The following is a 15,267-nucleotide window of genomic DNA, read 5'->3' on the forward strand; positions in this document are numbered from 1 at the left end:
TCAGGCAACCAGCATTCAGGACAGAATAGCAAGAGATGAACCGCAGAAATAGACGGCATACTCAAAAGCGTAGCCTTGTCGCTGCAAGCATCACACACGCCCTGCATGATGGTTACACAGACGCCCTCTATGCCTTCATGCCGGTATGGCAGGATCAGTTCGGGCTTTCCTATGCAGCGCTCGCTGTCATCCGCTCCCTATATTACGCGACTATGGGCGGCCTTCAGCTACCTGCCAATCGGCTTCTTCGCGGATGGTCAGCGCGCGCCGCGCTCATCCTTTCGACGGCCATCGCGGCAACAGGCCTGGTGATTATGGCTTTGCCATTCGGGCTGGCAGGGCTCTGCGTCGGCCTCGTCGTGGCAGGCATTGGATCGAGTATCCAGCATCCGCGCGCATCCCTGCTTGTTACCGACAGCTATGGCGAGGCAGCGAGACGTCCTCTCGGTATCTATAATTTCGCGGGGGATCTCGGAAAGGCCGTAGTGCCAGCGCTTGTCGCGCTGCTGCTGACGGTCCTGGCATGGCAGCCTGTGCTCGGGCTGATGGCAATACTCGGAATCGCCTTGATTTGCACTCTTGTTCGACTGGTGCCCCCCGTTTCCGCCGCCAAGGATCGAGAGAGAGGGGCCACGGCCACTCGTCGACGCGGCGGTTTTCGTATTCTGACGGTAATCGGCGGCTTCGATACCGCCACCCGCATGGGATATCTCCTGTTCCTTCCTTTTCTTGTCCAGGGACTGGGTGGCGGTTTGCCGATGGTAGGTGTTGCTCTAGCACTGCTGTTCATCGGCGGAGCATTCGGGAAGGCGCTTTTCGGCGGCCTTGGAGAAAGGCTGGGTGTTGTCAGGACAGTGATGATGACCGAGGCCATAGCAGCCTTACTGATCGTTACGACCCTGTTCACTCCGCTGATCTTGATGCTCATCTTGCTGCCGCTGTTAGGCCTTGTTCTCAACGGCACATCGTCCGTGCTCTACGGCACCGTGCCTGAACTGTCGGACGGCGATACAGGGCGGGCTTTCGCGGTGTTCTATACCAGCGTCATCGGCTCCGGTGGGCTCGCGCCAATCCTTTATGGGGCAATTGCCGATCACAGCAGCCGAACGGTTGGCGTTATTGCGGCGGCTGCCACGGCAGTTCTGATCATTCCGCTCGTGCTGGCGTTAGGCCCCTACATGCGAAGCCCTCCTGCCGAGCCCCAACGGTCGTGCAACCAGTCTGAAACTCAATAACCGGCCAGCCCTTGACTGGCTTCATTCCATTCGGTGAGAAAGACCTGAAAATGAATACCGTTTCGCAGACACCCCTGATGATAATAACTGGAGGAAGCCGTGGCGTAGGTGCAGCGACTGCGCGGCTTGCCGCGGCCAGAGGTTATGATGTCGTCATCACTTTCGTTTCCAACAAGGCTGCTGCTCAAGCGATCACTGCCGATGTGAAAGCAGCCGGGCGCAGGGCTTTGGCCGTGCAGACAGACAGTGCCGATCCCGGGCAAATCAGCCAGCTATTCTCCAAGATCGACCGAGAGTTTGGCCGAATCGATGTGCTGGTGAACAACGCCGGGATCATCGCGCAGCAATCCCGGTTGGAAAATATCAGCTTTGAGCGCATGCAACGGATTTTCGCGGTCAACGCGATTGGCCCGATACTTTATGCCCAGCAGGCGGCGAAGCGGATGTCCACCCGCTACAACGGGCGGGGTGGCGTCGTGATCAACATCTCGTCCGCATCGGCCCGGCTCGGCAGTCCAAACGAATATGTCGATTACGCCGCCTCGAAGGGTGCTTTGGAAACTTTCACTACTGGCTTTTCCAAGGAGGTGGCGCGGGAGGGGATACGCGTTTGCTGCATCCGTCCCGGCCATATCTACACCGAGATGCATGCCAGCGGCGGAGAACCCGGACGGGTGGATCGCGTCAAAGACACAATCCCAATGGGAAGGGGTGGCCAACCTGAAGAGGTAGCCCGCGCCATCCTTTGGATGGCTAGCGAAGAAGCCTCCTTCATCACCGGAACTTTTCTAGACGTTACCGGAGGCAAGTGATGCAGAATAGCCCCTAGACTCAGGACTCATTGATTGATCCAGAAGATGATGGTTGCAGGGATGCATATAGCGGACATGAAGGTGTGTGCGCATCGGTCTTAGCGGGTGTGGACACGCCGCCAGTCTTTGATTTTCCCGAACATGTTTTCCACCTTCTGACCCTCCAGGACAAAAGAGCCGATGCAAAAGCACCGGCTCTTCGTCATGTGCAACCGACAGCGGGGTCGGGGGGGGACATGCAGATTATTCTGCAAACCGTCGGCAGCACATAAGACAGCCGGCCAGCAACAAACCGGCTCTTTTATGTGTAAAGTCAGTATATGTACAACGCGCCTTGTTAATATCCGTCACAATCCGAGGTGCTTATAAACCCCCAATTTTGGCTTTTCGATCCGTCACAGGTCGCTATTTGTAATCGCGGATTGATCAAAATGCTCGCTGTCATACCCGCAGCCAAATTAACCTCGGACGGCACTTGATCAATATGAATGCGAACCGGAAAACGCTGGGCAAGGCGCACCCAGGAAAATGTTGCCTCCACACTTGGCAAACCCGAATGCCCCGGGGCACCGTTAGTCTCATTAATTCCACGACCAATGCTCTCGACATGACCAGACAACGGCTTATCACTGCCCATCAACGTCATTTGGGCCGCATTGCCAACACGTATTTTCCCCAGTTTTGTTTCATCAAAATAACCGGTAACCCAAAAGCTATTTGCGTCAAGAACCGCAACTTTTGTTGCCCCTGTCACAGCATAATCACCAGACCTAATTCCCAGGTTCGTTATATAACCATCAATAGGTGAACGGACGACCGAGCGGGCAAGATTGAGTTTGGCGAGATCAAATGCGACCTGTGCCCCATGATATGCAGCTGCGGCGACTGCCGCCTCGCCATCTGTTTGTTGAATATTTTCCTGAGACAAAACACCTTTAAGCTTGTTACGCCGCCGCGCAGACGCCTCATGCACAAGCTTTTCCCGGTACTTGGCTTCGACATCCGCCTGCGCAGACGCAACGGCAAGCTTGAAGCGTTCAGGGTCAATTACAAAAATAATGTCACCCTGATGAACAAACTGGTTATCAACAACAGGTACCGCACTGATAGTTCCCGAAACCTCAGGCGATACCTGCACAACATTTGCATTTACGCGACCGTCCCGGGTCCACGGCTTTTGCTCATACTGCCCCCAGACCTTTAGCGCCATATAAGACGTGACGGCAACCAGGCAAAGCGTCAGGGTATAACGACCAATAACGGCAAGAACAGATTTCATCGGAATAGTCCTGTAGATGGCACGTACTGCGCAAACAGACTGTAAATGATAACGAATGTGGCGAGTTCTATGAGCGGCTTCTGCGCAAAAATACGGACAATGCCTGTAAGGGACAGAAAACGGGTTATCGTAACGGTGCCAACAAGCGCAAAAAGCGCAAATACCAGCAAACCAGGCATCAGGACGCCGCCAACGTTATAGTCGATCATCATAAGTCCACCTGCCCTTCCATCGAACCTTGCAAACGTAGGGCAAACCACAGATCAATAAGCAAGTTGAGCAATATCGAACGCTCGTCAATCGAGCTGTCTACGACCTTCGCCAACAAACATTGAATGCGGTCGGTCAGAGAAATAAGCAGGTCAGATTTCGGTGTCTTCGCGCCCGCGAAATATGTGGCGATAATCAGAAGAACTGCGCGAATTTCGTGCTTCATCTCGCTGTCAACCTGACCACTAATCTTGCGAATTTGGCCAACGGCGTGACCAATGCGAAGATGATGTAATGTGTCATCGAACGGGGTGAGACAGGATTTTTCTGATAACCGAAGCCTTGGTAGCAAAAGCGCCGTTCTATCAACCATAAGGTTCGTCCAGTGGGCTTCATCCTGTCTTGCAATACCAAGGGCACGTTGTCTTATGTCCCGCCTGCTTAATCGTAGCAGCCGATGGATCAGCGTTGTAACCGGCACGGTTTGGAACAGGGACATACTTATCAGCCCGAAACCGATTGCTGCAAAAAGGGCAACAACAGTGTTGAGAGAGTCGGCAAAATTAGCTGTATAAGACGAGCCCAACCCGGAGAGAATTGGAATGGTCAGCGTAATACCAAGTGCCTTGAACGTCATTGGAGGGCGTGCTTGCAGCGACCCGGCAAGCAGAAAAGACGGCGCGAGAACGATAACAAGCTCCGCAAAATCCGTTACACGCGGGAAAATTAGAAAACTATAAGCAAGGCTGATGACCACGCCATAAACCGAACCAACCATATACCTGGCAACATTCGGGGCCGGTGCATCGGCATTTCCAAACAGGGCGCAACATACACCCAAAATCGAAACAGCCAGCCCCCCTTCCGGCCAGCCTGACCAAATCCAAAAAGCACAGCCAATAAGGATACCGGTAATGGCTCCTAATGCGGCCCGCGCAGCCATCCAGGAATCCCTGTGATAGACATAGCCTTTTGCACGTTTAAATTCCTGAGAGAATGCGTACTTGCGTAACGGCTTCGCTCGCGCAATATTTCGCTTAATCTGATCACAATCGTATAGCAAACTAATCATCTCTGCGACATGCCCGGCAAGGTTTGCAGCAACCCTTTCACTATCTGCCAAACCGCTGGCACTGACACCTTCCTGAAGCAGCTGCGCGCGCTCTATCAACCGGACCGGCGGATCCTTACGTCTGGTCTCCTCAGAGGCAGTTACCCACGTTTGAACCTCTCCAAGCAATTGGGAGAGTTCGTAAGGCACGTGATGATCTGCTGACTTAAGGGCATGAATCCGGTCCTCAATCTCTGTCGTCAGCGGAAGCAATCGGGCCAGACGATCATGGATCAGTCTCAGTTCTTTCCGACGCGGCGTTACCGGTGCAGGATCATAGGGCAAATGCGTTGCCAGCCCATCCAGCGTTAAAAGGTCTGCTGCAAGCTGGCGGCGGCCGGAACGGGTTTGTTCTTCCGGCGCCCCACAAAGTACTTTATCGACCAGCAAAGACGCATCCCGCAAAGTTACCGCCAACTTGCCCATAAAATGATGCGTCACATGTTTTGGTAAAATAAAACGGTGGATCAGGGTTGCACAAAGGACCCCCATCGATATCTCCTGAACCCGCACCAAAGCAGTCTCGAAAATGGCACCTGGTTCAAGCACACTCGGAAAACCGATCAAGCTGGCAGTGTAGCCAGCAAGAACAAAAGCGTATGCACGGGGCGTGCGATCAAGCAACGAAAAGAAAAGGCACAGACCAATCCAGCTTGCGAGAACCACACTACATACGATGGGATCGTTCACAAAATTTGGCACGATAGCTACCGTTGCGGCGGCACCAACAATTGTGCCGACAAGGCGATAAACCCCGCGACTAAGTGACGCCCCTGCCGATCCCTGTGAGACGATATAGACGGTAACGATCGCCCAATATGGCTTGGGAAGTCCAATCCGCAGCGAAATATAATATGCCAGCATCGCCGCGGCAAAGCTCTTGGCCGAAAAACACAACGCGTCTGTATCTGCTTTTAACACAGGTGAACGCCATATATTCAAACGCAACCATGCCATCATGATTCTACTACTCGTGAAAGGTCTGCATGAAATGCAAAATATGTTCATGCCCCCACTATCACTGAGTTGGAAAAGCGAGTAAATTCGATATTCTGTCAAAAAATATCGAAAAAATGCCAAAAATGATCCGCGCACAATCCGCTATTTCAGTCTTCGATCCCGATCTCACGACCTGCCCAGCGGTTGCATGTCATCTTGACTTCGCAGAACACGCAGCAGAGGTCCCATTGCATACCCATCGAAAAGGACAGCTTATTTTTGCACGACATGGAGCCGTCACCTGCACTGCGGATGATCAAATCTGGATCGTACCAGCCAACTGCGGCGTCTGGATTCCTGGCGGAGTCCAGCATAGTGCCAGAGCGACCTTCAATGCCCGCCTCAGCTATTTGTTCGTTGAACCGGGATCTGCGAATTTACCGGAAAATTGTTGCACATTATCCATATCCCCCATGATCCGGGAAATGATCGGCTGGCTGGCCGACCAAAACACTGATTATCCTCTAAATAACCATGCCGCGCGGCTCGCAAGGGTAACTCTGGATGAACTGGCAGAGATGCCACGAGAACGTTTTAATCTCCCTATCTCCAGTAATTCAAAAATCCGGATGATAGCGGATGCTCTGACAATAGAACCTTCCGATCGGAGTACCCTGGCCACATGGGCAAAGCGTGTGGCGATGAGCGAACGATCATTGGCCCGTTTGATGATCAGGGAGACGGGGTTAACGTTCGGTCGTTGGCGCCAGCAACTGCACCTTGTCGTCGCCCTCCGGGAGCTGGCAAGCGGCGCTACGGTTCAAAATGTTTCAGTTGAATTGGGCTATGAATCAGTTAATGCCTTCATCACAATGTTTAAAGCAGCCTTGGGAAGCACGCCTGCGCAGTACAGAGCGACACTTCTCACGGGTACAAAACGACCGATAAAAGATTGACGAAGGCATGGCCTGTTCAAACGTTGCCCTCCCTTGTTTCCTGCCGCTCTCTATTTATTAGTGGCCGCACATGTTGTTGGCCCTCGTTCAAGAGAACACATTGACGACGGTTCAAAGGGAGAAGAAAACCGTCAAGCGGATCACCGATCAGATCCACGCGAAATCGCCGTTCCACCCTTGAGCGCAAAACAGGTTTCGCGCGCCACGATGGGAATGAGGCGCATGAGGAGCCTGACCTGAGCCTGATACTGATCACGAAATGGCATCAAGGTCCTCCGGCACGGTTATAAGATACGTTGGATCGAGCTTGCCGCCGGGTACAAGCATGCGCTTGCCCTTGCCAAGATCGATAGCGGTTTTGTCCAGACGCTTGAGCCAGGCATGGCCATGACGATCCGCAAAATAGAAGAACAGGCGTTTGACCTTCACGCTACCGCAATTGGTGAGCAGTTTTTGCAGCCGCCTTGGGCTGAAATTTGCTGCGCTCTGCATGATCATATCGGCCTGATGGAAACTCTCATGGCGCGGTAAGCCATCGAGCATTTCGATATAGGCGCGCTCGGGCTGGGAAAGCGTCAATGGCCAATCCCATTGTCCCCAGGCAAGTGAGGTCAGGCCGCTGCCCTGAAAGCGGGTAAGATCGCGCCCTGTTCCATCTGCGATATTCCAGGCAAGACTACCAAGCCCCTGCGTGATCGGGTCGTTGCGGAACAGGGTTGCACTGTTGTGATAGACGAATCGCTGAGGAAGATTGAGCTTGTCCAGCCATGCGGGCGGTTTTTCCGGTCCGTAAAGATGGACGGTCTTGGTTTCGTACGAGAGATAATGGGCAAAGCCTTGTAGCTCAAGCGCCGTACGCCCACCGACATAGAACGGGGTTCGCAGAAGCAGGGTTTGAAGCGAGATGACGACTTGCTGCCAACTCAGCGTACCGCGCGGTCTTTTATAGACGCTGCGCACCGGCTGTTCCAGCCAGCCGTTCTTGACGTAATAGGCGCGCAGATTGCTGGCGATGCCGCGCTGTTCCAGCCATGCGGCATCCACGACCAGCCCTTCGGGGAGGTCATTCTCAAGTCGGTTTAACAGAGATGCGTTTTGCTCAGCCATACTGAGTATTTTACATGATTACCAAACCATTCTCAAGTTTGAATATATGGCCATATGCTCAACTCAATTGAGTGTTTTATATTATCTCCAAACCAAACGCCCCGTCGCCATGAACGACCTCATCGAGGAGATTTGTAGTTGGATCGATCCCGACCTGCATCATTTGGTCCGAACGACACCAGACTTTCGCAAAGTGAATGATGGAAGACCCAGGGCCTAAACGCCCAAAACAAATCCCCCTGCCTAAACAGGCAGAGGGACCACGAAAGAATACGTATTATCTTGCCATACTCCGCAAGTGAGTACCCATCACAGCTCATTGAACAATCAATTGATGAATCGCCAGGGGCTACGGTGTTCTGTTTACAAAACAGGTGATTTCGGTGACAAACCTTGAAAATCCGGTGACAAAATCGCCTAATCTGTTGACAAAATCCAGATTTTAGGCGACTGTTATAGTTGCCCGACAGAAGCAATCACATCATGTGCAGTGCTACTGTCGGGCTTTCGATTCCAAGTTCAAAGCTCAGGCAGATCGGCCATGAAACAGATATCTCGTAATCCTGACACACTGGTTGCCGAACCACTCGCCCCAGGCAAGGATTTAGTAGACTTGGCCCGTACAGCACTGTCTGGTGACAATACCAGCCTGCTTCGCAAGCTGGCTGACATCTCTCGTCACTATTCGGGACCGGATCAACAAGAAGTGCGAGATCAATTAATGCGGTTGACCAAAAAACCGCTTGTTAACTTGCGCCCTCTTCAAAGTGCGGAACGACTTCCTGTCGATGCTAAAACCCGCACACCACTTCTTCAACCTGATAGCGATCCGCGAGAACCTCTGCTGCTTGAAGACGGCCTCGAGGAAGAATTGCTCTTGATCATTGAAGAGTTCAGTCATGCGGAGAAACTGGCTGCAGCCGGACTTGAAACCAACAACACGCTTTTACTTTATGGTCCCCCCGGCACCGGGAAAACCCATATCGCCCGTCATCTTGCACAACGTCTCGGACGACCACTTAATATCGTGCGTCTCGACAGCGTGATTTCATCTCTGCTGGGCGATACAGCCAAAAACATCCGTGCTTTGTTTGATTTTGTCGACGGCACCAATACCATCTTGTTCCTGGATGAACTGGATGCCTTGGCAAAGTTCCGGGACGATCGCAAAGAACTGGGTGAGTTAAAGAGAGTGGTAAATACTCTGTTGCAGGGACTAGATAATCTGGGACCGACCAGTATTGTGATCGGTGCAACAAACCATCCCGATATTCTCGACCCGGCAATTTGGCGACGTTTTACGCATAATATTGAAGTCGAATTACCGTCACAAGAATTGCGAAGCGCGTTATGGAACTATTATCTCTTTTCGGACGAAGCCGAAAAAAGGCCACTTCAGGCATTGTCAGTATGCTCTAGCCATTTGAGCTGTTCCGATATCCGGGAAATTTCACTGGCGACGAAACGGCGTGCAGTAATTACTGGCAAACCCATTGAACTGGCCCAGGTCACAGCTGCTATCTTGGCAAGCGAAACCGGAAAAATCCGACGCCCGAAAGCATCTGCCCTGACAACCAGCGAGATGGAAGAGCTCGCAAAGCAGCTTCAACAACGAGGGGGCTTACGGCAGGTTGAAATAGGGGACCTACTGTCCACAACACGTCAACATATTAGTAAATTGTTGAAATAAATGCAGAACAACCTATAGGATAATATCTCTATCTAGGGGTATATCCTGTGGCAGATAATCGTCCTGTATTCAATAACCCAGCACTGCGGCTCACAAAGTCTCCAAGTGAGCAGAAAGTACGTGCGTCCGGTGGACGTAAACTCGAAAAGCAACGAGCAGAGCGCTTTGATGCCTGCCGCCGTCGCGCATATGAGCGTGTTTCACGGCTACTTGATCAGTTTTCTACCCTGCCTCGTTTCTCTGGCAGAATACTGCTCTGGATACAGTTTCACCATGACGCTGCCGCCCCCAGTCATACCCCTAACGAACTGTGTGGGATTTCAGGCTGCAAGATCACGGCTCCCTGGCGCGGGGGCTACGTCATTGAATTCACAGAGCACGGTTTGCGTAGCCTTCAACGACGGATCGAAAAGCCTACCAAGCAAGCCCAGATCGATATCTCCAACATTTTGAATATCGAACCATTCACGTCCGCTCTTCAACGTGAGTATGAACGTCACTCTGACTTGGTAAGCCAAGCGTATCGCGATGAGAAAAATCGCCTCTGGATTCGTTTCACAGTTGCCCCCTACGTCTCAACAGACAGCCAAAGTGCTGTTTGTTCTTATCTGGAAGATACCTTACGTGATGTCTGGATATTGTCACCGGCAGAAGAAACCCGCGATCAGCCGACTGCACGCGATTTGGTGCCGACACAAGGGAGAACACTCGCACTTTATGACGCTGGAAAGCCTCAACCAAAGACCCTCATTCTAGGACTGCAAAGTGTTGAAGAGATTGGCCAGCTACTGCTCAGCGGCTCTATCGGACGCTGGGAGCCCATTACAACACCGCGCAGTGTGAGCCCTGGTGGAGGTCGAGAGCCCGAAAAGTTGCCTTACAATCTCGACCATGCACCAATCATCGGCGTTATCGACGGCGGATACCACGCCAACAGTTATCTGAATGCAATCGCCTGGAAAAGTGACAAGCTGGTTACTGATCATGAGGCGGATCGACGCCATGGCAACATGATCGCCGCCATGGTTGTAGATGCGACACGCTGGAGCAACAGCCTACCGATTCCAGATTTACCATGCCGTTTAGGTATTGTTCAGGCCGTCCAACGTGACGATATACGAGTCACACCAGTCACAGCAGAAGAGCTGGTTCTGCATCTCGACAAGGTTATGACAGAGCATCCTGAGACCCGCGTCTGGAACCTCTCGGCAAATACACCCTACGCAGCTCACGAATTTGAAGTGAGCGAAATGGCCCACCTATTGGCTGGCCTCTGTCGAAAACATCAGAACCTCATCGTAATCTCTAGCGGCAATCGAGAACCCGGCAGTCCGGAGGTCATTTCACCTCCTGCAGATTGCGATGCCGCTTTGGTCGTTGCCGGTCGTACCACGAATGGGCTTTTTGAGACTTTAGGTGGAAAATGTGACATCTCACGGACTGCATTCGGACCTGAATTGATGTTCAAACCAGACCTAAGCTGGTTTTCAACTCATCGGGTTCTGGGTGGATCTATCGTGCGTGGTTCAAGTTTTGCAGCACCTCTGGTTTCCCGCCTAGCAGCCCATTGCTTCGAACACGTAAGCAATCCCACGCCGGATCTGGTCCGTGGCTTGATCCTGAATGCCGCTGATCTGCCAAAAGGGAAGTATGATGAGCACTTGGGGTATGGATCTCCAGTTCTGATCAATGAGCCATGGAACTGTCCGCCAAACATGGTGATCATGGCCTGGTCAGAAGATATGCGCGCTCAGCAATCCTACTATTGGACGGATATTGCCATTCCGCCGAGCATGATCAAAAACGGTCGCTTGGTCGGACGCATTCGATTAATTGCGATTTTGGAACCCACTGTAGAACGTGCTGGAGACGAGTATTTCTCTCTGCGTATCCAGTCGAATGTTCGCCATTTGCCAAAAGGAAAAGAAAAGTGGGCGGGCCTGCTCGGAACAGATAAACCGACCACTTACGAGCACAAAGCACGTAGGGAAGAACAAAAATGGCAACCTGTTCAGTTTCTTGAGGCTCAGTTTACCGAGAAAAATGGGCCTTTTCTGGAAGCTGACCGGTTACAGGTTGGAGCCAGATTGTATTGGCGACATCGTTTCCTTTTTGATGATGCGATCATTCGAGAACGCGCTCATGAGGTAACTTTTGTTCTGACGCTGGAAAGCAACGATTCAGAGGACGACACCTATAACGAGTTTCGTTTGATGATGGGTACAGAGGTGGAAGAACTTGGCCTCTCGATTGAGACAGAAGTTGATACCGAAGGTTAACCAATTAATTCACAACCCACGACCGCAAGCAGTTTTCTGCAGAGGTCGTAGGCAGTCTAACTCTAAAGGGGCCCGCGAAAATTTCGTGTGGGAAGGGAAGCTTTGATGCGTCAGGACCATGAATACTCGGTTATCGGCCACAGTCGCGCGAAAATTGGCCGTATCTTGGGGACGATAGCTGCTGCTGTATCATCAGCAACGGTTCTTTTGGCCGGTTTAGCTTCGGATTTCGCCTCTCAATATATCTCGATACCCCCGATCGTTCTTTGGCCGTTAACAGCTAGTGCAGTGTTTTTTGTTGTACATTGGGCTTTTAACAAGTTCGTCTGGAGATGGAAGTGGGTCGTTCTTTGGCTAAAAATTCCGAATCTAAATGGTCAATGGGACTGCCAAGGACAAACCTGCGATTTAGCAGGTAATGTTACAAATGATTGGCAAGCCATTGTTACCATTACGCAAAGCTGGGAGAAAATATGGGTCCACTTGCAGACTGGTCAGTCCGCCTCTTTCAGTATTTCCGCAGCTCTTATTCGCATGCCGAACGAGCAGTTTCGGCTGCTCTACAGTTACCAAAATGAACCAAGAATGGGAGAACCAGAACTTCAGCGTCATGTCGGTTTTGCAGAACTTATGTTCTCAGCTGACCTTCAATCCGCCGATGGAGAGTATTTCAACAGTAAAGGCCGCTATACATTTGGTCGGATGCATTTGACAAAGGAAGGAAACTAACATGTCGCGTAATTACTCTGACCGCCTGCAGAGAATGCATCGTCGACGCTCAGGCAGTACTTATTCAGCAGATTCATTGGCTGCAGAGCTTCTTGGCGAAGCACTGGACCACAAAGAGGCTTATGAGCGTCGAACCGACCGCGAAGCGACCAAGTACTGCCTGGGCGCTATGCAAGAGGTTGATCCCAAATATACGAGAATTAGCAAAGACGAGGCTGAACGAGTCGGAAGTCAATTGCAAATCGCACTACAAACCAAGAATATTCCAATTGAACTTGAATTGCAGGGATCTGTACCACTCAACGTGCACATTCGTGGAACAAGCGATGTCGACCTATTGGCTCTGCATAGATCTTTCCTAACATATGACCCAAATGGCAGTCGTCGCTATTCTGCAGCCGAACGTACAACCAAATCCTACATGCAAGAATTACGTAAGGAATCCGAAACGATACTCTCTCAAAGATACTGGTCGGCAGATGTCGATACCACTGGTGCGAAGTCAATTAAGTTATCTGGCGGTTCGCTAGCACGTAAGATTGATGTCGTCCCGTCCTACTGGCACGACACTGTCGACTATCAATTGTATGGGCTTCAGGAAGATCGCGACGTCTGCATTTGGGATAATGTGGCTCAAGTTCCAATTAATAATAAACCGTTCAAACACATGGCAATGATTGACCGCAAAGACCGTGAGGTGAATGGCGGGGCCAGAAAGCTGATACGGTTTCTCAAAACAGTAAAACGCGACATGGAAAAAGACGATCGAGAGGTCGCTCTCTCCAGCTATGATATCGCTGCTTTGATGTGGCATTGCGACGGCGGTCTCTTGCAGCACACCATCGTTGAAGAACTCTCTCTCATTGCCAATTGCGACCAATACCTTGAATACTTGGCAAACAACCTCAATTTGGCTCGGCAACTCACAACGCCAGACGGCTCAAGAACAATACTCGAAGACGAAGACAAGGTCCTCAGCCTAAGGGAATTATCTTCGGAAGTGAGTGAACTCGCCACCGATGTTGCGATGGAAGCTCAACGTATCAGTATCCCGACAGCAGACTGGCGGCGCTCCGTTCTTAAAGAAACACAAATTGGCGCTTGAGATAACGTGATTAGCTGAAAAAGGCTGAGCTCTCTCTACTTGCATAGGTCTTTGATCATAAGGGCACGAACATTTTTCCTGTCATCACTGAGTCATCACCGCCATCACGGGATCGCTATGCCAATCAAGATACTGACCTTCCCCCCGGAACAGTCTCACTTACAGGGTGAGTGAGACTGTTCCGGGGGGAAGGTCAGTATGGAGCTGCTTTAGGTCGCGACTGGACAGAAGTAAGCGTTAATCTAGCGTGGGACCCAACGCCTCATCGCGGACGGCAGTTCGCGTCAGAAGAGGTTGCAAAAGAGTTTGCACATAGACCCTGTCATAACCACAACTTTAGATGTAAGCGTCCACTCATGGCTACCTTGCGGGAGAGAGCGAAAGGCCGGATTGTGAGAGCAATATCTTCAGTTAGGAAAAGTACCCTAAAGCCAGTTGTTGCAAACAATGAGAAGTTCAGGGGCTATCTAAGCGCTAACAGATACACCCTCACCTTGGGAGCTGGCATATCGAGGGGCATAGCTCCAGATTGGCAGGACTTGACTCAAGAACTTATGTCGCTGGCTTTCAGCCAGAGCATCCCCAAGGAGACTTTCGACGACTTACTCAAGCTCGGGTGGTCACTTGATGGCCTGATACAGAATGCAGCCAACGAATTTAAGCGGAAAGGAAAGACGAATACCGAAGTGACCGAAGCCATCGAGCAATGTCTGTATGCGAACATTCGCAACAAGGCGCGAGGACTCGGACTGGAAAAGTACCTAACAGCAGTATTAAACAGACCGAAAACCATTGAGAAGAATAAAGTAATTGAGGTATGTGAATTTCTGGAAAATTCTTTTCCGGATAGTTCTCTATTTCCGATTTGCCGTTATTTGGTAGATTCCGCGAAACTAGGCCATGCCCCATTGGCCGTAATTTCATTCAATGCAGACACGTTTCTGGAAACTTATATCGACTTACACCTTCGTCGAAATCACTACTTAGGTCCGCCGCCGCACGGTCATCCGCCTTACTACTATTCCGCCGTCAATGGGTCTGGAGCAGGTCGCGGATCGAAAATTCCAATTTATCATTGCCATGGCTCAATTGCCCCGTTGGAGCGAGCGGGTGGTCATCCTAAGGATCGACGGGATCGTTTGGTGTTTTTGGAAGAAGAATATTTAGCTCTATCAAGCGGGAGATCAGCATGGGCTCAAAGTGTTTTCCTATTCCATGCACAATCTACACGAATGGCTTTCTGCGGACTATCGATGTCTGATGCCAACATCCGACGATGGATGAGTGCAATCGAAGCTGATGTCAAAGATTACCATTATGTACATGGGAACTCTGCTCGTTCAAATCCAGAACACATCTGGATTCGCCCGAAGCCATTAGACGAGCTTTCCGAGGAGATTCTTCTTTCCAGTCTCACACACCTGGGTGTGAGACCCGCGTGGATAGGGGGATGGGAGCAACTATATGATGCCCTTATGAACCTGAGCGCCACTAAAACAACAAGCTGACATGCACTTATTTAGTCAGTGAGGGCAAATGGCGTCTTTTTGCGTCTCTGGATGGCTATTCAGCCTCATTGGTATTCGTGACGAGCCCGTAGAGAAAAAAGATGAAACATTTGCCGACGATGCTGCCCCTACTCATGACCAATAGTACCGCAATGGCAGCCGGACAGAATATGCCCCCCATAATCCCTGCCGGTTCTGCTGATCCAACTGTTCTCGAAACTGCGACATTCTGGGCAGCACTGTTTGCCGTATTAGTCATTGTTGTTCTAATCGTCCGGCTGGCATCGTTTTTGGTTGATAAGGCCCT

Annotated in this window: 12 protein-coding genes and 2 pseudogenes; 8 read left to right on the top strand and 6 right to left on the bottom strand. The window is 51.2% G+C overall.

Going from position 1 to position 15,267, the window contains the following annotated elements; translation table 11 throughout:
• Positions 1-35 precede the first annotated feature (35 nt).
• Together THS27_RS22700 and THS27_RS22705 are read left to right on the top strand one after the other, a co-directional pair.
• Positions 36-1,235 (top strand): MFS transporter, encoded by a 1,200-nt coding sequence (locus tag THS27_RS22700; RefSeq protein WP_085594779.1) that lies wholly within the window; start codon positions 36-38, stop codon positions 1,233-1,235.
• Between the two features lie 50 nt (positions 1,236-1,285).
• Entirely contained in the window at positions 1,286-2,047 is a 762-nt protein-coding gene (locus THS27_RS22705) for an SDR family oxidoreductase (protein WP_085594802.1), read from the top strand.
• A 26-nt stretch (positions 2,048-2,073) separates the two neighbouring features.
• Here THS27_RS22705 and THS27_RS27680 read toward each other — a convergent pair.
• From THS27_RS27680 to THS27_RS22725, 4 genes and pseudogenes are all read right to left on the bottom strand, one after another.
• A pseudogene (locus THS27_RS27680) lies at positions 2,074-2,202 on the bottom strand (IS5/IS1182 family transposase); the annotation flags it as partial.
• Between the two features lie 182 nt (positions 2,203-2,384).
• Positions 2,385-3,257, bottom strand: a complete 873-nt coding sequence (locus THS27_RS22715; RefSeq protein ID WP_246833072.1) for a biotin/lipoyl-binding protein — start codon at positions 3,255-3,257, stop codon at positions 2,385-2,387.
• Positions 3,258-3,322: 65 nt separating this feature from the next.
• The gene (locus THS27_RS22720) at positions 3,323-3,538 is read right to left on the bottom strand and encodes a DUF1656 domain-containing protein (RefSeq protein ID WP_085594782.1); all 216 of its coding nucleotides are present in this window, start codon (positions 3,536-3,538) and stop codon (positions 3,323-3,325) included.
• Complete coding sequence (locus THS27_RS22725; protein ID WP_210402987.1) at positions 3,535-5,607, bottom strand: FUSC family protein; 2,073 nt, start codon at positions 5,605-5,607, stop codon at positions 3,535-3,537. Before THS27_RS22725 ends, THS27_RS22720 begins: the two co-directional genes overlap by 4 nt.
• 122 nt (positions 5,608-5,729) lie before the next feature.
• Here THS27_RS22725 and THS27_RS22730 point away from each other — a divergent pair, with 122 nt between their 5' ends.
• On the top strand, positions 5,730-6,542 hold the full coding sequence (locus THS27_RS22730) for a helix-turn-helix domain-containing protein (RefSeq protein WP_085594783.1): 813 nt from the start codon (positions 5,730-5,732) through the stop codon (positions 6,540-6,542).
• A gap of 158 nt (positions 6,543-6,700) precedes the next feature.
• Here the strand turns inward: THS27_RS22730 and THS27_RS27765 are convergent.
• A pseudogene (locus THS27_RS27765) lies at positions 6,701-6,808 on the bottom strand (nucleotidyl transferase AbiEii/AbiGii toxin family protein); the annotation flags it as partial.
• Entirely contained in the window at positions 6,795-7,649 is an 855-nt protein-coding gene (locus tag THS27_RS22735) for a type IV toxin-antitoxin system AbiEi family antitoxin domain-containing protein (protein WP_085594796.1), read from the bottom strand. The pseudogene THS27_RS27765 and the gene THS27_RS22735, both read right to left, overlap by 14 nt.
• Positions 7,650-8,190: 541 nt before the next feature.
• Between THS27_RS22735 and THS27_RS22740 the strand changes: the two genes are divergently transcribed.
• The 5 genes from THS27_RS22740 to THS27_RS22760 all read left to right on the top strand — a co-directional run bounded on the left by THS27_RS22740 (position 8,191) and on the right by THS27_RS22760 (position 14,960).
• A complete protein-coding gene (locus THS27_RS22740) occupies positions 8,191-9,339 on the top strand; it encodes an AAA family ATPase (RefSeq protein WP_085594797.1) in 1,149 nt (382 codons plus the stop codon).
• A gap of 47 nt (positions 9,340-9,386) precedes the next feature.
• The gene (locus THS27_RS22745; RefSeq protein ID WP_085594798.1) at positions 9,387-11,618 is read left to right on the top strand and encodes a S8 family serine peptidase; all 2,232 of its coding nucleotides are present in this window, start codon (positions 9,387-9,389) and stop codon (positions 11,616-11,618) included.
• Positions 11,619-11,723: 105 nt separating this feature from the next.
• Positions 11,724-12,347: a hypothetical protein gene (locus THS27_RS22750; RefSeq protein WP_085594799.1), complete on the top strand. Its 624-nt coding sequence runs from the start codon at positions 11,724-11,726 to the stop codon at positions 12,345-12,347.
• A gap of 1 nt (position 12,348) precedes the next feature.
• Entirely contained in the window at positions 12,349-13,452 is a 1,104-nt protein-coding gene (locus THS27_RS22755; protein WP_085594800.1) for a hypothetical protein, read from the top strand.
• Positions 13,453-13,991: 539 nt separating this feature from the next.
• Positions 13,992-14,960: an SIR2 family protein gene (locus THS27_RS22760; protein ID WP_168184978.1), complete on the top strand. Its 969-nt coding sequence runs from the start codon at positions 13,992-13,994 to the stop codon at positions 14,958-14,960.
• Positions 14,961-15,267 lie beyond the last annotated feature (307 nt).

It is taken from the genome of Thalassospira sp. MCCC 1A01428 (assembly GCF_002115825.1).
Taxonomy (GTDB): Bacteria; Pseudomonadota; Alphaproteobacteria; order Rhodospirillales; family Thalassospiraceae; genus Thalassospira.

Bases quoted from the DNA above. Each gene is read 5' to 3' on its own strand.
- THS27_RS22700 (WP_085594779.1), top strand. From the start codon at position 36: ATGAACCGCAGAAATAGACGGCATACTCAAAAGCGTAGCCTTGTCGCT.
- THS27_RS22705 (WP_085594802.1), top strand. From the start codon at position 1,286: ATGAATACCGTTTCGCAGACACCCCTGATGATAATAACTGGAGGAAGC.
- THS27_RS22715 (WP_246833072.1), bottom strand. From the start codon at position 3,257: ATGGCGCTAAAGGTCTGGGGGCAGTATGAGCAAAAGCCGTGGACCCGG.
- THS27_RS22720 (WP_085594782.1), bottom strand. From the start codon at position 3,538: ATGATGATCGACTATAACGTTGGCGGCGTCCTGATGCCTGGTTTGCTG.
- THS27_RS22725 (WP_210402987.1), bottom strand. From the start codon at position 5,607: ATGATGGCATGGTTGCGTTTGAATATATGGCGTTCACCTGTGTTAAAA.
- THS27_RS22730 (WP_085594783.1), top strand. From the start codon at position 5,730: ATGATCCGCGCACAATCCGCTATTTCAGTCTTCGATCCCGATCTCACG.
- THS27_RS22735 (WP_085594796.1), bottom strand. From the start codon at position 7,649: ATGGCTGAGCAAAACGCATCTCTGTTAAACCGACTTGAGAATGACCTC.
- THS27_RS22740 (WP_085594797.1), top strand. From the start codon at position 8,191: ATGAAACAGATATCTCGTAATCCTGACACACTGGTTGCCGAACCACTC.
- THS27_RS22750 (WP_085594799.1), top strand. From the start codon at position 11,724: ATGCGTCAGGACCATGAATACTCGGTTATCGGCCACAGTCGCGCGAAA.
- THS27_RS22755 (WP_085594800.1), top strand. From the start codon at position 12,349: ATGTCGCGTAATTACTCTGACCGCCTGCAGAGAATGCATCGTCGACGC.